The organism is Microbacterium sp. SZ1 (assembly GCF_002362255.1).
GTDB lineage: Bacteria > Actinomycetota > Actinomycetes > Actinomycetales > Microbacteriaceae > Microbacterium.
Genome location: NZ_LPVV01000009.1, coordinates 1 through 20,930 on the forward strand (window position 1 = coordinate 1; position 20,930 = coordinate 20,930).

The 20,930-nt window shown below is 69.9% G+C and carries 20 protein-coding genes; 11 read left to right on the forward strand and 9 right to left on the reverse strand.

Annotation, left to right across the window (positions count from 1 at the left end; all coding sequences use genetic code 11):
- Positions 1-25: 25 nt before the first annotated feature.
- The 4 genes from AUC47_RS06785 to AUC47_RS06800 all read right to left on the reverse strand — a co-directional run bounded on the left by AUC47_RS06785 (position 26) and on the right by AUC47_RS06800 (position 3,189).
- Positions 26-223 (reverse strand): hypothetical protein, encoded by a 198-nt coding sequence (locus AUC47_RS06785; protein ID WP_096714459.1) that lies wholly within the window; start codon positions 221-223, stop codon positions 26-28.
- Positions 224-286: 63 nt separating this feature from the next.
- On the reverse strand, positions 287-1,432 hold the full coding sequence (locus tag AUC47_RS06790) for a YihY/virulence factor BrkB family protein (protein ID WP_096714460.1): 1,146 nt from the start codon (positions 1,430-1,432) through the stop codon (positions 287-289).
- 134 nt (positions 1,433-1,566) lie between these two features.
- Entirely contained in the window at positions 1,567-2,301 is a 735-nt protein-coding gene (gene pepE, locus AUC47_RS06795; RefSeq protein ID WP_096714461.1) for a dipeptidase PepE, read from the reverse strand.
- Positions 2,302-2,343: 42 nt separating this feature from the next.
- Positions 2,344-3,189, reverse strand: coding sequence for an IclR family transcriptional regulator (locus tag AUC47_RS06800; RefSeq protein WP_218838209.1), 846 nt, complete (start codon positions 3,187-3,189; stop codon positions 2,344-2,346).
- A gap of 159 nt (positions 3,190-3,348) precedes the next feature.
- Between AUC47_RS06800 and AUC47_RS06805 the strand changes: the two genes are divergently transcribed.
- From AUC47_RS06805 to AUC47_RS06845, 9 genes are all read left to right on the forward strand, one after another.
- A complete protein-coding gene (locus AUC47_RS06805) occupies positions 3,349-4,362 on the forward strand; it encodes an ABC transporter permease (RefSeq protein ID WP_096714462.1) in 1,014 nt (337 codons plus the stop codon).
- Positions 4,349-5,260 (forward strand): ABC transporter permease, encoded by a 912-nt coding sequence (locus AUC47_RS06810; RefSeq protein WP_096714463.1) that lies wholly within the window; start codon positions 4,349-4,351, stop codon positions 5,258-5,260. Before AUC47_RS06805 ends, AUC47_RS06810 begins: the two co-directional genes overlap by 14 nt.
- A 23-nt stretch (positions 5,261-5,283) precedes the next feature.
- Positions 5,284-6,849, forward strand: coding sequence for an ABC transporter substrate-binding protein (locus tag AUC47_RS06815; RefSeq protein ID WP_096714464.1), 1,566 nt, complete (start codon positions 5,284-5,286; stop codon positions 6,847-6,849).
- A gap of 102 nt (positions 6,850-6,951) precedes the next feature.
- Positions 6,952-8,238, forward strand: a complete 1,287-nt coding sequence (locus AUC47_RS06820) for a M20 family metallopeptidase (RefSeq protein ID WP_096714465.1) — start codon at positions 6,952-6,954, stop codon at positions 8,236-8,238.
- Between the two features lie 41 nt (positions 8,239-8,279).
- On the forward strand, positions 8,280-9,233 hold the full coding sequence (locus AUC47_RS06825; protein ID WP_096714466.1) for a DUF1177 domain-containing protein: 954 nt from the start codon (positions 8,280-8,282) through the stop codon (positions 9,231-9,233).
- 44 nt (positions 9,234-9,277) lie between these two features.
- Complete coding sequence (locus AUC47_RS06830) at positions 9,278-10,957, forward strand: ABC transporter ATP-binding protein (RefSeq protein ID WP_096714467.1); 1,680 nt, start codon at positions 9,278-9,280, stop codon at positions 10,955-10,957.
- Positions 10,954-11,628 carry an AroM family protein gene (locus AUC47_RS06835; protein WP_096714468.1) on the forward strand — a complete coding sequence of 225 codons (675 nt, stop codon included), beginning with the start codon at positions 10,954-10,956 and terminating at the stop codon, positions 11,626-11,628. The genes AUC47_RS06830 and AUC47_RS06835 overlap by 4 nt, the downstream gene beginning before the upstream one ends.
- A gap of 195 nt (positions 11,629-11,823) precedes the next feature.
- Positions 11,824-14,250, forward strand: coding sequence for a glycoside hydrolase family 2 protein (locus tag AUC47_RS06840; protein WP_256999474.1), 2,427 nt, complete (start codon positions 11,824-11,826; stop codon positions 14,248-14,250).
- Between the two features lie 84 nt (positions 14,251-14,334).
- Positions 14,335-15,099: a hypothetical protein gene (locus AUC47_RS06845; protein ID WP_096714470.1), complete on the forward strand. Its 765-nt coding sequence runs from the start codon at positions 14,335-14,337 to the stop codon at positions 15,097-15,099.
- Here AUC47_RS06845 and AUC47_RS06850 read toward each other — a convergent pair.
- The 5 genes from AUC47_RS06850 to AUC47_RS06870 form a co-directional block, all read right to left on the reverse strand.
- Positions 15,033-16,682: a RecQ family ATP-dependent DNA helicase gene (locus AUC47_RS06850; RefSeq protein WP_096714503.1), complete on the reverse strand. Its 1,650-nt coding sequence runs from the start codon at positions 16,680-16,682 to the stop codon at positions 15,033-15,035. The genes AUC47_RS06845 and AUC47_RS06850 overlap by 67 nt on opposite strands.
- Before the next feature lie 127 nt (positions 16,683-16,809).
- Positions 16,810-17,877, reverse strand: a complete 1,068-nt coding sequence (locus tag AUC47_RS06855; RefSeq protein ID WP_096714471.1) for a spore photoproduct lyase family protein — start codon at positions 17,875-17,877, stop codon at positions 16,810-16,812.
- Between the two features lie 44 nt (positions 17,878-17,921).
- A complete protein-coding gene (locus AUC47_RS06860; protein WP_096714472.1) occupies positions 17,922-18,323 on the reverse strand; it encodes a sigma factor in 402 nt (133 codons plus the stop codon).
- Positions 18,324-18,401: 78 nt separating this feature from the next.
- Positions 18,402-18,632 (reverse strand): hexameric tyrosine-coordinated heme protein, encoded by a 231-nt coding sequence (locus tag AUC47_RS06865; protein ID WP_096714473.1) that lies wholly within the window; start codon positions 18,630-18,632, stop codon positions 18,402-18,404.
- A 30-nt stretch (positions 18,633-18,662) separates the two neighbouring features.
- On the reverse strand, positions 18,663-19,208 hold the full coding sequence (locus AUC47_RS06870; protein WP_096714474.1) for a carboxymuconolactone decarboxylase family protein: 546 nt from the start codon (positions 19,206-19,208) through the stop codon (positions 18,663-18,665).
- A 120-nt stretch (positions 19,209-19,328) separates the two neighbouring features.
- On the opposite strand from AUC47_RS06870, the gene AUC47_RS06875 reads away from it, so the two are divergent.
- Together AUC47_RS06875 and AUC47_RS06880 are read left to right on the forward strand one after the other, a co-directional pair.
- Positions 19,329-20,180, forward strand: a complete 852-nt coding sequence (locus AUC47_RS06875; protein WP_096714475.1) for an AraC family transcriptional regulator — start codon at positions 19,329-19,331, stop codon at positions 20,178-20,180.
- A gap of 57 nt (positions 20,181-20,237) precedes the next feature.
- Positions 20,238-20,873 carry a flavin reductase family protein gene (locus AUC47_RS06880; protein ID WP_096714476.1) on the forward strand — a complete coding sequence of 212 codons (636 nt, stop codon included), beginning with the start codon at positions 20,238-20,240 and terminating at the stop codon, positions 20,871-20,873.
- Positions 20,874-20,930 lie beyond the last annotated feature (57 nt).

Below are 20,930 nucleotides of genomic sequence, written 5' to 3' on the forward strand. Positions count from 1 at the left end.
CGGGCTCTTCATCTGTGTGCGGAGATCAGCCGCCCGAGGGGTTCTCGACGGGCGTGCCGTCGTCGTCGGTCGTTTCGGCGTCGAGAGTCTCGTCGGAGTCGTCGGGACCGTCGGTCTCGCCCGTGTAGCGCTTGTCGCCCGTGTCGTCGGGTGCGCCGCCCGAGGCCGTGTCGGCCTCTTCGTCGGAACCGGGAGTGCCCTGCGTGTTCGACGGATCGCTCATGTCGTCCTCCTCTGCTCGTGTTCGATCGTGTTCGACGACCCTAGATCCGGCCTCGGATGCGGGTCAGGGGGTTGACCGGTCCCGATCGCGGTGCCAGGGTCGTCCGTCATCCCCGCTGCCGTCCTCTCCGTCGCGCCGACCGGAGGCCTCGTCGCCCTCGTCATCGTTCTCCAGGCGGATGCGACGGCCCTCCTCGACGTCCTTCCGCTCCTTCTCGGCGCGCTTGTCGCTCTGCCGAGTGTCCCGGGCGGGGAGCTGGATGTCGCGCTCGGCCGCTATCCCGCCCTGCAGCTGCCTGCCGCGCTCGAGCTCGGCGTCGAACTCGGCACCGAACAGCAGCGCCAGATTGGCGATCCACAGCCAGAGCAGGAACACGATCACGCCGGCCATCGACCCGTAGGTGCGCTCGTAGTTCGCGAAGGTCGTGACGTAGAGAACGAAACCGAGCGTGGCGATCGCCAGCACGACGATCGCGACGACGGCGCCGACGCTGATCCAGCGGAACCGCGGCTGCTTCGCATTCGGGGTCGCGTAGTAGAGCACCGCGACCAGGAAGATGACGACGAACAGCAGCAGCGGCCACTTGGCGATGCTCCACGCGATCTGCACCGCCTCGCTCGCGCCGATGGCCGAACCCAGCGCCGACACGACGTCGCCGGACAGCACGAGCACGATCCCCACGATCGTGAGCGACACCACGGTGATGACGGTCACGAGCAGCTGCATCGGGCGCAGCTTCCAGAACGGCCGGCCCTCGTCGATCTCGTAGATGCGGTTCATCGCCCTGCTGAACGCCCCGACATATCCCGAGGCCGACCACAGGGCGAGCACGATGCCGGAGACGAGAGCCAGCCCGGCGCCCGGTGCCCGGGAGATCTGCTCGATCGGCCCGCGCAGGGCGTCGACGGTCTCCTTGGGGGCGACATCACCGAGGATGCCCAGGACGGCGTCGGCCGCGGCTCCGTCCTGACCGAGGACGCCGAGGAGCGAGAACACCGCGATCATGCCCGGGAAGATGGACAGCACGGCGTAGTAGGTGAGAGCCGCCGCGCTGTCCATGCACTGATCGGCGGAGAACTCGCGGATGCTCTTGACGAGCACGTACTTCCACGAGCGCTTCTGGAGATCGCCGGGGCTGTCCGGCTTGTCGCCTCGTTCGGGATCGGGCGCGGTGCGTGTTCCGCCCCGGTCGGTCCTGTCCTTCGCCATGATGCCTCCTCGACTCCACCCGCCGGACGGGCGTCCGCCGGGTCTTACGTCGTACGACCAGGAGCAGGTGCGTCACACGGGGGTTGCGCTATCGGGCGAGATGTGAAGGCGATCGAGGATGATGCGGGCGCGCCTCAACCGATGTCGAAGCGAGGCCGGCGGGAGAGCAGCCCGCTGACGTCACCGGCGACCTCGACGGGCGAAGAGCCGCGCTCGAACAGGATCGCCGGCCCTGGTGCGTGGGGCGACACCGCGGTGCCGCCGATGTGCGCCTCGTCGTCGTTCACGCGCAGCCATGTTCCCTCGCGGAGTCCGAGCACGGCAGCATCGTTCTCCTCGAGGAACTCCGTCAGCCGCTGCTCGCGGGTCTCACCGTTGTGGGTGCTCGTCGGATCCGCGTCGACGTAGTGCGGATTGATCTGGAACGGCACGAGACCGAGCGCGTCGAACGACGGCGGCTGCACGATGGGCATGTCATTGGTCGTCCGGATGGTCCGGCCGGCGATGTTCGTCCCCGCGCTCGCGCCCATGTACGGCATCCCGCTGCGCACGCGATCCCGCAGGAGATCGATCAGGCCCGTCGATTGCAGGCGCGCCAGTAGACGGAAGGTGTTGCCGCCGCCGACGAAGACCGCCTCCGCGCCCGTGAGTGCCGCAGCGGGGTCCGCGTGGTGGTGCACTCCGATCACCTCGATGTCGTGCGGGGCGAGAGCGCGGCGCACCGTGGAGGTGTAGCCGTCGTGATCGGCGAGCGCGTAGGGGACGAACGTCAGCGCGCGACCGGCGAGGTGTTCGAGCACGGGCTCGAGCGCGTGGGCGAGGTAGCCGCCGCCGTGGTTGGTGGAGTTCGAGAGGAGGAGGAGGTGCACGACGGTCCTTTCACGGCGGCGCGGCAGGCAGGGAGGGAGGGATCAGGCGCGGTCGATCGGGGGGCGGGGCGCGCGAGAGCGCCCACGCCGCCAGTCGCGATGAGCTCGGGCCTGGTTGCTCGCGAGCAGCGAGGCGAACTGTTCCGCCGCCGCCTGCAGCGCCGGAAGGTGGTCGTGCAGATCGTCGTCGTAGTCGTAGATCTTCGGCTCGACGAGGGTGAGCGAGCCGATCGGCTTCGTGCCGATGCGCACCGGCACGGCGATCGCCCTGGTCGTCGCGTCGTACTCGCCCTCGGAGTACGCCCACCCCGCCTTGTACGTCTCGCGCAGGAGCACTTCGAGGGCGTCTTCGTCGACCTCCGTGATCTCGGTGTACCGAGCGAACGGTCGACCCGCGAGCATGTTGCGCCGCACGAGCGGGTCGAGGAACGCGAAGTACGCCCGTGAGGTCGCGCCGGCGTGCGCCGGATACAGGTCTCCGACGAGCGGATGGGAACGCACCGGGCCGCTGAGGCCGTCGACCGCCGCGATGCATCGTACGTAGAATCCGTCAGGCACGGTGAAGGTGGCGGTTCTCCCCGTCGCCGCGGCGAGCTCCGCGATCACCTGCTCCGCGAGTCGCGCGAGGCCCCCGCCTCGTTCCCACAGTGCTGCCATGTGCCAGAGTGCCGGGCCCAGGCTGTACCGGCGCGAGTACGGGTCGGCGGTGAGGAATCCGCGACTGGCGAGAGCGGCGAGGAGCCGCTGACTGGTCGACGGGTTCAGCTCGAACGCCTCAGCGAGCTCGGTCACTCCCCAGTCCGTACGGCTGTCGCTGAACGACAGGAGGATCTGCAGCGCTCTGTCGACGGTCTGCAGCGGGGATCCGCTCGTGGACGCTGTGTTCAACCCGACCTCCGGTGATTTGGTCGTAAACATAGCAGTCGCGTTCGAAATGTGATCGTAACTTGCACATAGTGAGATGTCCTTGCACTCTCCGCGACGTGGCGCAGAGACTCGTCCACAACCCGGTCCCGAAGCCGGCTGTCCCGATCCTCCGAGGAGAACATGCGCTACGTCCTCCGCCGCGTCCTGGCGATGATCCCCGCGCTGCTCGGCGTCCTCGTGATCGTCTTCCTGATCACGCGTGTGCTGCCGGGCGATCCCGCACGCACGCTCGCCGGCGAGCAGGCGGATGCCAGCACCGTCGAGCGCATCCGCGAGCAGATGGGCCTCGACCGGCCGCTGCCCGCGCAGTTCGTCGACTACGTCACCGGCCTGTTCCGGGGTGACCTCGGCTTCGCCTGGCACACCGGACACCCCGTCGCCGAGGACCTGCTGACGCGCCTGCCCGCGACCATCGAGCTGGCCCTGTTCGCCCTGGGCATCGCGATCGTCATCGGCGTCCCGCTCGGCATCGCCAGTGCCGTGCGGCGCGGGAGGGCGATCGACCAGATCACCCGGGTCATCACCCTGGCCGGCGCCTCCATGCCCCTGTTCTGGCTCGGCCTCCTCGTCATCTTCGTCTTCTACTTCCAGCTCGGGATCGCCCCCGCTCCCACCGGTCGGATCGGCAGTGGCATCCACCCGCCGACCACCGTCACCGGGATGTACGTGCTCGACAGCATCCTCTCCGGCGATGTCGTGGCGCTGGGGTCGGCACTCGCCCACATCATCTGGCCCGCGATCGTGCTCGCCACCGGCGGCCTCGCCATGATCTCGCGGATGACACGGTCGGCCACCCTCGAGGTGCTGAGCCAGGACTACGTGCGCACCGCCGTCTCGAAGGGCCTCTCGCCGCTGGTGGTGGTCGGGAAGCACGCCTTCCGCAACGCCTCGCCCGCCGTCGTCACCGTGATCGGCCTGGAGTTCGGCCAGCTGCTCGGAGGAGCGGTGCTCACCGAGACCATCTTCAGCTGGCCGGGCGTCGGCTCGTACGTGACGCAGTCGATCCTCGCCACCGACTACGCACCGGTGCAGGCATTCACGGTGCTCGCTGCGGCGATCTACCTCGTGATCAACCTGCTCGTCGACCTTGCCAACGCCGCGATCGATCCGAGGGTCCGCTATGCAACGAAGTGACCAGACCCGGACCGCGACCCGGATCGCCACGGACCCCCGCCCGCGGCGAGGCGGTGACGGCACCGGCGTCCTGCGACTGCTGCTGCGCAACCGCCTCGGCATGGTCGGCCTCGGCATCATCCTCTTCTGGACGCTCGGCGGACTGCTCATCGGCGTGCTCAGCCCGTACGGCGCGGCGCAGACCGGGGCGGGCCCCCTTCTCGACGCTCCGAGCATCGCCCACCTGTTCGGCACCGACAACTTCGGTCGCGACGTGCTCACCCGCGTCTTCGAGGGCGCCCGCATCTCGCTATGGACCGGACTCATCGCCGTCGCCCTGTCGGTCGTGATCGGAGTGCCGTTGGGCGGCATCGCCGGCTACGTCGGCGGGGTCACCGGAGGCTTCATCATGCGCGTCATGGACGTCATGCTCGCCTTCCCCTCTCTCGTCCTCGCGTTCGCCATCGCCGCCTCCCTCGGGCCGGGCGTCGGCAGCGCGATGATCGCGGTCGGCATCGTCGGGATCCCCGAGTTCGCCCGCATCACGTACGGCCAGACGCTCGCGCTCACCCAGCGCGAGTTCGTCGAAGCAGGCCGCGCCCTCGGGCTGCGGAACGACACCATCCTGCTGCGTCACATCGTGCCCAATGCGCTCGCACCGATCGTCGTGCGCATGGCACTCGGAATGGGATACGCCATCCTCACCGCCGCGTCGCTCAGCTTCATCGGCCTCGGCGCACAGCCGCCCACACCCGAGTGGGGCGTGATGATCAGCGACGGACGTGGCTACATCATCAGCGGCGAGTGGTGGCTCACCCTGTTCCCCGGTCTCGCGATCGCCACCTCGATCCTCGGCTTCAACCTCTTCGGAGATGCGCTCCGAGACGTGCTCGACCCACGCCTGCGCACCACCCAGTGACCCCCTCACCCAAGGAGAACGACATGCGGAAGCTCGCACTCCCCGCCCTCGCCGTCACGGCGATCCTCCTCGCCGGCTGCAGCGCCAACGCGAACAGTCAGAACGGAGACGCCGACACCTCGGCATCCCTCACCGTCGCCTTCTCCGAAGGCGGCACGACCCTCAACCCGTCCGAGGCCAACGACGTCACGAGCGACACGTTCGTCGTCGCGGCCTACGACCAGCTCGTCACGTACGCGACCGAGGAGGTCGACGGCAAGCTCACCGCCAAGACCGACGAGATCGAGCCGATGCTCGCCAGCGAGTGGGAGGTGAACGACGATGCGACCGAGTACACGTTCACGCTGCGCGACGACGTGACGTTCCAGAGCGGCAACGAGCTCACCTCGGCAGACGTGGTCGGCAGCCTCGATCTCATCAAGGCGTCTGCCAGCGCGAGCTTCCTCTACGGCATGGCCGGCATCGACACCTACGAGGCGATCGACGACCACACGGTGAAGATCACGCTCACCGGCCCGAACCACCTGTTCCTGCAGATCCTGCCGATGTACTCGTTCTCGATCGTCGACACGAAGCTCGTCGAGGAGAACGGCGGCGCCGAATGGCTCAGCACCAACACGGCCGGCTCCGGCCCGTACGTCATCGAGTCGTGGGACCCCTCGACCCAGGCCGTCCTGTCGCGCAACGACGACTACTGGGGTGAGGAGCCCGCGGTCGCCGACGTGACGGTGCGCTTCATCACGGAGGCCTCGAATCGCGTGCAGCTGCTGAGCCGCGGTGAGGTCGACGTCGCGACCGAGCTCCCCGCCAAGGACGTGGCGTCCCTCGAGGACACCGACGGCGTCGTGGTCGACTCCCGCGCGAGCAACAAGATCCTCTTCTTCGCCATGAACAACGCGGTCGCGCCGTTCGACAACCAGAAGGTGCGCGAGGCGATCAGCTATGCGATTCCCTACGAGTCGCTCATCGACGACGTGATGCAGGGACAGGCGAGTCCGCTGACCTCGGCCGTGCCCAGCTCGATGCCCGGATTCGACGACAGCACCTACGGCTACGAGCACGATCTCGACAAGGCGAAGCAGCTGCTCGCCGACGCGGGCTACCCCGACGGGTTCACGTTCGACTTCACCCTCGGAGGCGGCTTCCAGGACTGGTCGGACGACGCCGTGCTGATCCAGGCGGAACTCGCGAAGATCGGCGTCACCATGAACATCAAGAACATGGCTCGCGCGCAGTTCCTCGAAGCGCTCGACACGAAGCAGATCCCCGCGTACATCTCGCGCTGGACATCGTTCGTCAACGACCCGCAGTACCACCTGGGGCTGCTGATGACGACCGACACCTCCAGCAACTACATGAACTACTCCAACCCGCAGGTCGATGAGCTGTGGAAGAAGGCTGCGGCCGAGACCGACGCCGACGTGCGGGCCGAGTACTACAGGGAGATCCAGGAGCTGATCACGGCGGATGCGCCGTGGGCGTACCTCTATGAGTACAACATCGTGGTCGGCCTGCACGAAGGCACCGAGGGGTACACCTCGTACCCCGACGGCATCATCCGTTTCGCTCAGCTGAGCGTCGCGGGCTGACGGCTCGTCCCGGCCGTGGCGCATGCACCACGGCCGGGACGGCCACCCGGATGACACGACATGAGGCGCCGGACGAGCGCGACACGAGAGAAGAAGGACACGATGGACACGGCAGCGTGGGAGGAACGACTCCTCACGGAGATCGACCGCCGCTCGGACGAGCTGCTCGAGCTCGCGGGCGCGATGATCCGCATCCCGAGCGAGAACCCGTCGGGCGACTGCACCGAGATCGCCGACTTCACGGCGTCCTGGCTGCGCGAGCGCGGGCTGGATGCCGACGTGATCGGAGATGCGGCCACCGGCCGTCTCAACGTGCTGTCGCGCAGCGGCGACGCCGCTGACGGCGACCGCCACCTCGTGCTCACCGGACACTACGACGTCGTGCCCGTCGGCGACGTCGAGCGCTGGAGCTTCCCGCCGTTCGCGGGGGACGTCGTCGACGGCTACCTGCGGGGCCGCGGTGCGAGCGACATGAAGGCCGGTCTCGCCGGTGCGCTGTTCGTGTTCGGCTTGATCGCCGAGCTGGGTGTGCCGACGGCCGGATCGCTGACCTTCCTCGGGGTGTGCGACGAGGAGACCGGAGACCGTGGCGGCGCCGACTGGGTGCTCGAGCAGGGGTACCTCGACGGCGTGACCGCGGGGGTGATCGCGGAGCCCGCTGAGCGGTCGCATCCGACGATCGGCCAGAAGGGCAGCAACTGGTTCCGGATGACGATCGACGGCAAACCGGGCCACGGCAGCCTGCAGCCCCTGCACGGCGTGAGCGCCAACCTCCTCGCCGCGAAGGCGATCGTCGCCCTGCAGAAGCTCTGGGACATGGTGCCGAACGCCCCCGAGGACGTGCGTGAGCTCATCGCCGAATCGAAGGCCTACGCCGAGGAGCGCGAGGGCTACGGCGCCGGCATCGGTGACGTGTTCGAACACGTCACCATCAACATCGGCCGCATCTCGGGCGGCACCTCGACCAACGTCGTCGCGGACCGCGCGATCGTCGAGGTCGACACCCGCGTGCCCATCGGACTCACGCGCGAGGAGGTCAATGACCGCATCCTCGAGATCCTCGCGGAGGAGGGCATCGAGGCGACCCTCGAGCCCCTCGGATTCCGGAGCGAGCCGAACTGGACCCTCCCCACCGACCCCATCGTCGAGACGCTGATCGGCGCCCTGCGAGACATCAGCGACCCCGGGGCGAAGGGCGTCCTGCAATGGGCGTCCTCCGACGCCCGCACCTTCCGCAGCCACGGCATCCCCGTGCTGCAGTACGGCCCGGCCGAACTCGCCACGATCCACGGCTTCGACGAGAAGGCTCCTGCCGACGACGTCGTGCTCGCTGCCAAGGTCTACGCCGCCACGACCCTCCGCTACCTCGGCCTGCACGCCGCAGGCTGACCATCGCGGCCCTCCTCCCACACCTCACCGGAAAGATCCTCATGCTCAACCACGTCCTCCCCGTCGTCGACCTGCTCGACTCTCCGACGGCCTCCGGCGCGTCGCTCGCCGACCACCTGCGCGCCCTCGCCCCCGCTGACGCCACCATCGAGGTGGAGACGGTCACCGCCGAGCGAGGTGCGACCGACTTCGTGCGCGTCGTCATCCCAGGTAGCGCCGGGCGCAGCTCCGGAGGTGACGCCCCCACTCTCGGCATCATCGGCCGCCTGGGTGGCGTCGGCGCCCGCCCCGAGCTCATCGGCCTCGTCAGCGACGCCGACGGCGCTGCCGCGGCGCTCGCCGCCGCCGCCAAGCTGCTGCAGATGGCCTCGCGCGGCGACCGGGTCGCGGGCGACGTCGTCGTGTGCACGCACGTCGACCCCGATGCCCCGACCGAGCCGCACGACCCGGTGCCGTTCATGTCGTCGGCCGTCGACATCGCCACCATGAACGCCAACGAGGTCACCGCCGACATGGAGGCGATCGTGTCTATCGACACGACGAAGGGCAACCGCATCCTCAACCATCGTGGCGTTGCGATCTCGCCGACCGTCAAGGAGGGCTACATCCTGCGGCCCGCCCCCGACCTCGTCGCCGTCTTGGAGACCGTCTCGGGCGAGCCTGCGAAGATCCTCCCTCTGGCACAGCAGGACATCACCCCCTACGGCAACGACCTGCACCACGTGAACTCCATCCTGCAGCCGGCCGTCGCGACCTCAGCGCCCGTCGTCGGTGTCGCGCTGACCACGGTGACCGCGGTCGCGGGGTGCGCCACCGGCGCGAGCCACGAGACCGACATCGCGCTCGCCGCGCGCTTCGCGGTCGAAGTCGCCAAGGGCTTCGGCACCGGCCAGGTCGCGTTCCACGACGAGTCGGAGTTCGCGCACATGATCGCGCTGTACGGCGAGAACGTGCGCTTCCAGACGCTCGGCGCTCCCGCGACCGCGACGGTCTGACCCGCACTCGTTCCCGCTGCCCGAGCCCCGTTCCGAGGAGACCCATGACCGAGCTGCTGCGCATCGAAGGCCTTCGCGTCGAGATCCCCACCTCGCGCGGACTGGTCGTGCCCGTCGACGACGTCTCGCTCGACATCCGCCCCGGCGAGATGCTCGGGCTCGTGGGGGAGTCGGGCAGCGGCAAGAGCATGACCGCGATGTCGATCCTGCGGATGCTGCCCACCCCGTCGGCGACGGTGTCCGGACGTGTTCTGCTGGAGGGTGAGGACCTGGCCGCGGCGAGCGAGCGGCGTCTGCGACAGGTGCGCGGCGGCCGGGTCGGCACGATCTTCCAGGAGCCGTTGACGGCGCTGAACCCGGTGTTCACGATCGGCGATCAGCTCACCGAGCCCTTGCGTCGCCACAAGGGGATGGGCCGCAAGGAGGCGTGGCGTCGCGGGGTCGAGCTGCTCGACATGGTCGGCATCCGCCGTGCCGACCGCATCATGACCGACTACCCCTTCCAGCTCTCCGGCGGCATGCGCCAGCGCGTCATGATCGCGATGGCGATGTCGTGCGAGCCGACGCTGCTGATCGCCGACGAGCCCACCACCGCCCTCGACGTGACGACACAGGCGCAGATCCTCGACCTCATGGTGGGGCTGCAGGAAGACCACGGCACCGCGATCCTGCTCATCACCCACGACCTCGGCGTCGTGGCGCAGAGCTGCCAGCGCGTCGCGGTCATGCACCAGGGGTCGCTCGTCGAGACCGCCGAGGTCGCCGAGCTCTTCGAGAACCCGCAGGCCGAGTACACCAAGCGTCTGCTCAGCTTTCGGCCCCCCGCGATCACCGAACCCGTGCGCGCGCGCATCGAGGCGGCGCCCGCCGCGCAGCCGCTGCTCGAGGTCACCGACCTCGTCAAGCACTACACGCGAGGTCGCGGGCGGAGGGCCGAGACCGTCGCCGCGATCGACGGCGTGAGCTTCTCGGTGGATGCCGGGCGCACGCTCGCGATCGTGGGCGAGTCGGGTTCGGGCAAGTCCACCACCGGCCGAGCGGTCCTGCGCCTGATCGAGCCGACGTCCGGCGCGGTGCGGTTCGATGGGCGAGACGTGCTCGGCATGAACCCCGACGAGCTGCGGCGCTGGCGCAGCGACGCCCAGATCATCTTCCAGGACACGTACGCCTCGCTGGATCCCCGATGGAAGGTCGGCGATTCGCTCGACGAGCCGCTGCGCCGTCACACCCGGCTCAGCGCCTCCGAACGTCGCGACCGCGTGGTCGAGTCGCTCGAGCTCGTCGGCCTGCAGGCGGATCACGCCGGCCGCTTCCCCCACGAGTTCTCCGGCGGTCAGCGCCAGCGCATCGGCATCGCGCGGGCCCTCGTGCTGCGGCCGCGACTCGTCGTCGCCGACGAACCCGTCTCGGCGCTCGACGTGTCGGTGCAGGCTCAGGTGCTGGGGCTCATGCGCGAGCTGCAGGACACGCTGGGCCTCACCTACCTCTTCATCACGCACGACCTCTCGGTGGTCGCCGAGATCGCGGATGACGTACAGGTCATGCACCTCGGACGCATCGTGGAACGGGGGCCGGTCGCCGACGTCCTGAGAGAACCGCAGCATCCGTACACCCGTGCGCTGCTCGCCGCGGTGCCGCCATCGGATCCGCAATCCGCGTGGACACGCGAGCACCGCCGCGAGGTCATCGCCGAGGGTCTCGCCGCAGCCGAGGCGTCGGCATGACCGACATGCTCGCGCTCGTGACGATCGGCCAATCGCCGCGCGTCGACGTGCTGCCCGACCTGCTCCCCGCCCTCGAGGGGCGACGCTTCGCCGAGTACGGCGCTCTCGATCACGCCACCGCAGAGGATCTCGTGGCGATCGCGCCCGGCGATGACGAGGTGCCGCTCGTGTCGAGGATGCGCGACGGTTCGCGCGTCTCGATGGTGCACGACCGCGTCCTGCCCCTCATCGCCGCGGCCATCGAGCGTGCGGCCGCCGACGGCGCGGCGACGGCGCTGCTCATGTGCACCGGCCACTTCGAGCCCTTCGCGACGTCGATCCCGGTGCATGCGGCCGAGCCGCTCGCCCAGCGGTCGATCGTCGAGAAGGTCACCGGCTTCGGCGTCATGAATCCGGTCCCGGAGCAGATCGAGGAATCCCGTGCGCGCTGGGAGGCCAGAGCCGGGGCCAGGGTGCCGGTCTCCGCTGCCGACCCGTACACGGCGACGGATCGCGACCTCGCGCGCGCCGCCCGAGAGCTCGCCGCACACGGTGCGAGCTCGATCGTGCTCGACTGCTTCGGGTACTCCGCCGCGATGGCCGCCGTCGTGCACGCCGCCACAGGACTCCCCGTGCACCTCGCCCGGACGATCGCCGTGCGAGCGGCCCTGGCCGAGATGGACGCGGCGTAGCCCAGGGCGGCGCGGTCGGATCGGCAGCGCTCGGCGTGGCCGTCGTGGACAGCGACCCGGATCAGCGTTGACTGGATGCTGCAGATGTGCGCCGATGCGGTCTTCCTCGCGGTGCGCCGGACGCATCCCGAGCCGTGACCGACGAAAGGCACCCCTGTGACCGTCTCCCGACGACCCCTGCACGACGGATGGACTGTGATCGCAGAGCGCGGCCCCGTGCCCCGCGAGATCGCCGAGGCCGGTGCGATCCCCGCGCAGGTGCCGGGCAGCATCCACACCGACCTGTCGGCGGCCGGGCTCATCCCCGACCCGTATCTCGATGAGAACGAGAAGACGCTGTCGTGGATCGGGCTCGTCGACTGGACCTACCGCACCGTGTTCGACGGGACGGGGTCGGATGCCGACGACTGGCACGACCTCGTGTTCGCCGGCGTCGACACGGTGGCATCGATCCGCCTGAACGGCGTCGAGATCGCGAGCGTGCAGAACATGCACCGTCCGCACCGCATCGACGTCACGTCGGCGCTGCGGGCAGGCGAGAACGAGCTGGAGGTGGCGTTCCGGTCGCCGATCCGCGCGGCGGACGCCGCGAGCCTCGTGCTCGGCGCCCGGCCGCACGCGAACCACCACCCGTACAACGCGATCCGGAAGATGGCGTGCAGCTTCGGATGGGATTGGGGCATCGACACGACGACCTCCGGCATCTGGCGTCCCGTCGCTCTCGAGAGCTGGTCGGGCGCGCGTCTCGCGGATCCGCTGATCGCGGGTGACGTCGTGGACGGCGTGCCGCGGGTGCGGGCCACGGCATCCGTCGAGGGAGTCCTCGAGGGTCTGCGTGCGCGGCTCGTCGTCGCGGGCGTGGAGCTCGAGGTCGAGTTCGACGCCGAGGTGCGCGACGGCGCGGTGCTGATCGAGGGCGATATGCCGTCGGCCGAGCTCTGGTGGCCGCGGGGCCACGGCGCACAGCCGCTGTACGACGCGACGCTGGTGCTGCTGCGCGACGGGGAGGAGATCGACGAGCATGCGCGGCGCGTCGGCTTCCGCTCGGTCGAGGCGCGGCTCGAGGAGGACGCGGACGGCGTGGGGTTCGCGATCGTCGTCAACGGCCGGCTCATCGAGATCCGCGGTGCGAACTGGATCCCCGACGACGCGTTCCCGCACCGGGTCGGTCGAGCGCGCTACGCCGAGCGACTGGCGCAGGCGGAGTTCGCCGGTCTCAATCTCATCCGGGTGTGGGGCGGCGGCATCTACGAGTCCGACGACTTCTACGCCGAGTGCGACGAGCGCGGGCTGCTGACCTGGCAGGACTTCCTGTTCGCGTGCGCGGCGTACTCGGAGGACGAGCCGCTGTGGACGGAGGTCGCGCTCGAAGCCCGTGCCGCGGTCACGCGGCTCGCCTCGCACCCGTCGCTCGTGATCCTCAACGGCAACAACGAGAACATCTGGGGCCGGCAGGAGTGGCGCTGGGAGGGCCGCCTCGACGGCCGCACCTGGGGAGCGCGGTACTACTACGAGCTGCTCCCCGCGATCGTCGCCGAGCTCGCCCCGCACGTGCCCTACACGCCGGGCAGCCCCTTCAGCCCCGACCGCGACGACCGGCAGAACGCCGCCGAACGCGGCACCATGCACGTCTGGGACACCTGGAACCAGAAGGACTGGACTCACTACCGCGACCACCGTCCGCGATTCGTCGCGGAGTTCGGGTGGCAGGGCCCGCCGACGTGGAGCACGCTGACGAGGGCGATCGGCGACGACCCGCTCACCCCGGAGTCGCCGGGGATGATCGTGCACCAGAAGGCGATCACCGGCAACGACAAGCTCACCGACGGCCTCGTGCCGCACCTGCCGCTGCCGAACGACATGGACGACTGGCACTGGGCGATGTCGCTCAATCAGGCGGTGGCCGTGCGCACCGCGATCGAGTGGTGGCGCTCGCTCGCCCCGTACAACACCGGCACGATCACCTGGCAGCTCAACGACTGCTGGCCGGTCACCTCCTGGGCCGCGGTCGACGGCGACGGCCGCCGCAAGCCGTTGCTCTTCGCGATGCGGGCCGCGAACGCGCCGCGTCTCGCGACGATCCAGCCCGGCGCCGACGGACTCGCCCTCATCGTGACGAACGACACGGACGAGGAGTGGCGGGCCGAGTTCGCGATCGCCCGACGGTCTTTCGACGGGGCGTCGCTCGCCGAGCAGACCTGGTCGGTCGCCGTGCCCGCGCGCGGCATCGAGCGGATCGACCTCGACGCCGACATCGCCACGGCGCAGGATGCCGCGGGCGAGCTGATCCGTGCCAGCGCCGGCGAGGGCGAGGCGACTGCCGAGTGGTTCTTCGCTGAGCCGCGGGACTCGTCGCTGCCCGCGGCGTCGACCGAGGTCTCCGCGGAGCGCACGGAGGAGGGGTGGACGGTCGACGTCACGGCCGGCACCCTCGTCCGCGACCTCACGCTGCTCGTGGACCGGATCGACCCCGCCGCCGAGACCGACGAGGCGCTCGTCACGCTGCTCCCGGGAGAGACGGCCCGATTCACGGTGCGCGGCGCGACGGATGCCGACCCCGCGGCGTTCTCGGACCGGCTGGTGCTGCGGTCGACGAACGACCTGATCGGACGCGCGGGCTGAGCGCCGGGCCTCCGCAGGGTAGCGCGCGTCAGCACTGCGCGCCACCGGGGTCCGGCATCCCTCGCAGCCGTCCACACTGGCGGCATGCCGACCACCGTCTCCCGTCTCGCCGGCGGCATGCTGCGCGCTGTCATGGCCGGCATCCTGCTGCTCCGGCGCCCTCGTCCGATCCATGCGCACGGGGCCGTCTTCGACGGCGACCTCATGCTCCTCGAGGGGCGGAGGGCCTCCGGCATCCGCTGGTTCGACGAACCGCCGGCAGCGACCGTACCCGTCGTGGTGCGCGTGTCACGGTCGGTCGGGTTGCCGCCGTGGCTGCCGGACGTCTGGGGACTGGGGGTGCGGTGGGAGCATGAGGGCCGTCACGTCGATCTGGAGCTGGCCTCGACCGGCGTCGGGGAGCCCGGGCGGCACGTGCTCCTGCCCCGACTGTCGCCGTCGCGGGCCATGATGAGCAGCATCTTCCCGTACAGGTCGCCACGAGGCCCGGTGCTGCTCGCCGCTCGCACGATGCCGGCTCGATCCCTGCCCGCCGACCTCGAGGGGTTGCGGGAGGCCGTCGCGCGGCATCCGTGGGTCCTGCGGCTCTACTCCGCGTCGCCGAGGGACAGGTGGCATCCGATCGGAGAGCTGTGTCTGCGTCACCCCCGTGCGGGTGACGACCCCGACCTGCGCTTCGACATCGATCGCAACCCGCTGCCCGGCGCAGACAGCTACGACTGGGCACGCGCGCTGCGTCGGCCGTCGTACCGACTGGCGCAGGGGACGGCCGAGGACGCCGGTCAGACCAGCGCGTCCTCGACGAGCAGCGCACCGCTGTCGATCGCGGAGAACGACAGCACCTTGTAGCCCTCGGACTCGAAGTAGATCGTCGCCCGATCCGCCTCGACACCCGTGACGGTTCCGACGCCCCAATCGCGGTGACGGACGCTCTGGTCCATCGCGACGGGCGCATCGGCGATCGCCGCCTCGTCGTGGGCCGCGGCCGAGGCGTCGCGCTGCTCGCAGCGGTCGCAGTTGTCGCACCAAGCGGGGCCGTCGACCCCGAAGTACTCGAGCAGCACCCGGCGCCGACACTGCATGGTCTCGGCGTACGCGCGCATCATCGCGAGGCGCGAGTCCGCGATCCGCTCACGAGACTCCAGCGTCTCCCGCACGGCCTTGGCCGCCTGGGCGGCGGTGACCGGGCGGACCAGGCGCACCCCGTCGGTCGTGTCGACGAGCCCCGCATCGACGAGGTCGTTCACCAGACGGGTGACCGTGCGCGTGGGCTTGCCCACAGCATCCGCCAGCGCACGAAGGTGCGCACCGGGCTTCGCGACGATCGCGGCGCGCAGCGCGCGGATGTCGGCCGGGCGCACCGAGCGCCTCGTGAAGAAGCGCCGCAGTCCGAGGTCCTCCGGCCGGTAGTGCAGGGCTGTGGTCGCGGGCTCCCCGTCGCGTCCCGCCCGTCCGACCTCCTGGTAGTACGCGTCCAGCGACTCGGTGACCGTGGCGTGCAGCACGAAGCGCACGTCGGCCCGGTCGATGCCCATGCCGAAGGCGGAGGTGGCGACGACGATGTCGAGGGTGCCGTCGCGCCAGCGGTCCTGCACGTCGCGCCGCTCCGCGGCCCGGAGTCCCGCATGGTAGGCGGCGACGCGGCGGTCGTCGGAGGCGATCTCCTCGGCGTAGCTCTCGGCCTCCGTGCGGGTCGCGACGTAGACGATTCCCGGGGCGGTCCAGGTACGCGCCTCCTGCACGACGACGGCCTTCTTCTCGGAGTCGCTCTCGTGCCGGTGCACGACGAGTCGGATCTCCGGGCGATCGACCCCGTGCACCTGCACGTCGACGCCGGTCATCGACAGCTTCTCGATGATCTCGGCGCGCACGGGCTCGGAGGCCGTCGCGGTCATCGCGAGCACCGGCGGGTCGCCGAGGTCGCGGCGCACGTCTCCGAGCCGCGCGTAGTCGGGTCGGAAGTCATGCCCCCACGACGACACGCAGTGCGCCTCGTCGACGACGAACAGCGAGACGCCGGCCGCCGCGAGGCGAGACACCGTCTCCTCCTTCGCCAGCTGCTCGGGAGCGAGCAGCACGTACACGGGACCGCCCTGGTCGATCAGTTCCCACGCGCGGGCGCTGTCGGCGGCAGACGTCGAGCCGTTGAGCGCGACGGCGGGCGGGGCGGCCGGCGCCTCGCGGATCGAGGCGAGCTGGTCGGCCTGCAGCGCCACGAGTGGCGAGACGACGAGCACTACGCCGCCGCGCTGTGCGCCGGCGACCTGATAGACGGCGGACTTGCCGCCGCCGGTCGCGAGCACGAGCAGCGTGTCGCGCCCGGCGGCCGCCGAGGTGATGGCCTCGCGCTGCCCGGGCAGCAGCTCGTCCCACCCGAATCCGTCGCGGGCGATGTCGTCGACGGAAGCGGGAGACGTGCGGGAGGAGCTCATGTCAGCGACGGTATCCCCGCGATCGGGAACGTGCGCGAGGGTTGACATCGGGATGCCGGCGGCGCACGGCATCCGCTCGCCTTCGCCTCGCATCGGGGTGGCTCGACGGTGGGTCTGAAGGGTGTCGTCAGAACGCGTAGCGGATGCGGCAGGAGGGCAGGTGCCGGGCGACGAGCTGCGTGAACGCATCGACGTGCGCGCGCTTGCGGTCGGCGCGGTATCGCACGTTGACGGCGCCGTTCTGCGACACCTTGGTCTCTTGCGTCGCCGGAGTCCACAGCAGGTCCTCGGCCTTCGGATGCCAGCCGAGGTTGACCTCGTGCAGGCGCTCGTTGTGAGTGAGGAAGATCACCTCGGCCGCCAGCTGCCGTTTCGCGGCCGGGGACAGCACGTCGTCGAGATGGACGAGCAGCTCGGTCCAGTCCTCGATCCAGGTGGGCGTGACGATGATCGGCGAGAAGTTCAGGTGCACCTCGTACCCGGCCTCGACGAAGTCGTCGATCGCCGCGATGCGCTCCGCCACCGGCGAGGTGCGGATGTCGGTGACCTTCGCGACGGATGCAGGCATGAGCGAGAAGCGGATGCGGGTGCGCCCGAGCGGGTCCCAGTCGAGCAGATCGCGGTTGACGTACTTCGTCGCGAACGAGGCCTTCGCCGTGGGGAGCATGCGGAACAGGTCGCAGACGTCGCGCACGTTCTCGCTGATCATCGCGTCGACCGAGCAGTCGCTGTTCTCGCCGATGTCGTACACCCAGGCGTCGGGGTCGCACTGGTTCGGCTCGGTCTTCGGCCCCTGCTTGCTGACGTGCCTGGCGAGGTGCGCCGTGATGCGGTCGATGTTGGTGAACACCGTCACCGGGTTGCTGTACCCCTTGCGCCGCGGCACGTAGCAGTAGGCGCAGGCCATGGCGCAGCCGTTGGCGAGCGAAGGGGCGATGAAGTCGGCCGAGCGACCGTTGAGGCGTGTGGCGACGCTCTTCTTCTCCCCGAGCACGAGCGCCTCGGTCTTGATGCGCACCCAGCGGGCGACGTTGCGCTCGTCGCCGTGCACCTCTGGGATCTGCCAGTGCGACTCGACGGGCACGATCGTCGCGTCCGGCCACCGGGCGATGATCTCCTGCCCGCGGGGCGAGCGTGCGGCATCCGGTTCCGCATAGATGCGCCTCACGTCGAGCAGGGGAGACGGTGCACGCATGCCTCCTGTCTACTCCGGGCCACCGACATCGCGCTCCGGCGACGTCAGGCCGGCTCGGGAGCCCTGGTGTGCGACCGCACGGCCGCGATGGTCTGCGCCGTCCGAGCGGCGATCTCGTACGGGGTCAGACCGGCGTAGTGCGGGAGATCGCGCGCCATCGCATACCGGTGTGCGATGCCGCACAGCCACACGGCGATCGTGTCACGGGCGACGTTGAAGTCGGCGGCGTGTCGCCACGCGTGCAGGTAGGTCTCCTGCAGCACCTGCTCCGCCGCGGTCCTGTCGCGAACGACGCGGAGGATGAGGCCGAACACCTGCGCGGAGGTGAGGTCGTACACCTGCGCGAGGGCGGTCTGGCCGCCGAGGGCGGCCTCGGCCATCAGGCGGCGCTCCGCGCCCCGCACAGCATCCTCACCGAAGGAGGAGGGCGGGGCGGGAGCATCCATGCCCTGATCGTCGCACGCGGCAGGATGTCGCGCGCCTGCTTGTAACGGGCCGGGAAAGGTGGTAGTGGGTCGCCCCGGCTAACTCCGCCAGTACCCGTTCGCCGCCGCGACGGTCTGGAAGTTGGTCGCGACGACATGGGAGATGGCGATGAGCGCGGCGAAGTCCTCGGCGTAGGCGGATCGGACGCGCTCGCGCACCTCAGCCGAGGGCTGGGTGAGCTTCACCGCGGTGCGGGACAGCTTCACCGCGAGGGCGTACCCGGCCTCGGGGGTCGGGGTGAGCAGCGACGGAAGCCAGGAATCGGTCATGGCAGTGCCTTTCGATGGATGCCGCAGAGATCAGCTCGCGCGGCGGAGGGGGATCGTGGGGAAGTCGATCGGGACGTCGAGGGCGATGTTCACGTAGTTCGTGAAGAGGTTCAGCGCCACCTGGCCGATGGTCTCGACGATCTGCTCGTCGCTCCACCCGTGGTCGCGGACGGTCTGGACGTCGGCCGGCGAGAGCTGACCGCGGTCGCTCACGAGCTTGAGCGCGAAAGCCAGCAGCGCGGTCGTCTTCGGGTCGTCGGATTCGCCGTCCTGCGCGGCCGCGAGGGCGTTGCGCGTGAGCCCTGCCTTCCTGCCGAGCGCAGTGTGCGCGGCCAGGCAGTACTCGCACGAGTTGCGGTTGGCGACGGCGACGGCGATCTGCTCGCCCAGGGCCGGTCCGAGAGTTCCGCCGCCGAAGGCGCCGAAAGAGCCCCACATGCTGGCGAGGGCGGCGGGCGAGTTGGCGACCGCGCGGAACATCGCCGGCACGGTGCCGAAGGCGCCCGAGATCTCGTCGAGGTGCTGCTTGACGGTGCCGGTGGCGTCGGTGCGGTCGATGAGGGGGACGTTGGCCATGTGCTTCTCCTTGTTCGGGCCACCCTGTTCGGTGGCGATGACTCCATCCTCCCGACACGGGCTGGACGATACGCACCATTGCGTCTTGATTAGTTGACCGAGAGTCCAGATACTGAGTTCGTGCCAACCGTCGACCGCCTCACACCCCTGCTCGCGCGATTCCGCGTGCGCACCCGCCTCTTCCACACGGGGCCGTTGTGCGGTGTCACCACGTTCCCCGCCGCGATCGGCCGCGGCTTCCTGCATGTTCTGCGGGAGGGGGAGATGGAGATGGAGGTCAGGCGGGCCGACGGTTCGTCGACGAGGATCGCGGTGACCGAGCCGAGTCTGCTGTTCTTCCCCCGGCCCACCGAGCACGTCTTCGTAGGCGCGCCGACCGAGGAGTCCGACTTCGCCTGCGCCACGGTCGAGGTCGACGGCGGCGCGCTGCATCCGCTCGTGCGCGCTCTGCCCTCCGTCGTCGTGCTGCCGCTCGACGAGGTCGTCACGCTGCGCCCCGCCCTCGACCTGCTGTTCGCGGAGGTCGACGACGTGCGCTGCGGACACCCGATGCTGATCGACAGGCTCTTCGAGGTGGTCCTCATCCAGATGCTGCGATGGATGCTCGACAACCCCGCCCGGCTCGCGCTACCGCCCGGACTGCTCTCCGGACTCTCCGACGAGCGGCTGGCGCGCGCCCTCTCGGCCGTGCACGAGGCGCCGGGGGAGCCCTGGACGCTGCACACCCTCGCCCGCACCGCGGCCATGTCGCGGAGCGCGTTCGCCGCGCGCTTCAAGGACGTGGTGGGAACGACGCCCGCCGACTACCTCACGGAATGGCGGCTCACGATCGCGCAGGAGCAGCTGCGCGCCGGGACTCCGGTGGGCACGATCGCTGCGGAGCTCGGCTACGCGAGCGCCTCGGCGTTCTCCCGCGCCTTCTCGCAGCGGCTCGGATGCAGTCCGCGGGCGTGGCTCGCGCTCGCCGCCTGACTCGCCCGGGAAGGAGCTCGATCTGCTTCCGCGCCTGTCGGTGCCGAGAATGGAGGGATGCAAGAAACGAGGGCTGTCGACCTGCCCGTGCTCTACTTCGGGACTCCTGTCGCCCTGATCACCACGGTGAATCCCGACGGATCGTCCAACATCAGCCCGATCTCTTCCTCCTGGGCGCTCGGGAACCGGTACATGCTCGGCCTCGGTTCGGAGGGGCAGGCGCTCGCCAACCTCCGGCGGATCGACCACCTCGTGATCAACCTGCCCTCCACGGATCTCGTAGAGGCGGTGGAGGCCATCGCCCCGACGACGGGCCGATCGCCCGTCCCGGACGAGAAGCACCCGGCCTACCGCCACGAGGCCGACAAGTGGAGCCTCGGCGGGTTCACTCCGGTCACCTCCGACGACGTGCTCGCTCTCCGGATCGCGGAGTGCCCCGTGCAGATCGAAGCGCGGGCCGCCCAGATCATCGAGATCGACGGCGGCAGTGCGGTCGCCGTCGAGGCGGAGGTGCTGCGCGTCCACGCGCACGAGAGCATCCTGCGCGAGTACGGTCCCGACCGTGTGGAGACGAGCCGATGGCAGCCGCTGTACTACAGCTTCCGCCACTACTTCGGGCAGGGCGAGCGCGTCGGCGCGAACTTCCGCGCGCCCTTGCTGGACGACGACGGGGCGGTCGTCGCCGGCTCGTGACGCACGCGCTGCAGCTACGGCATCCGCACTAATAATGCGTATTATCACGTTGACCAT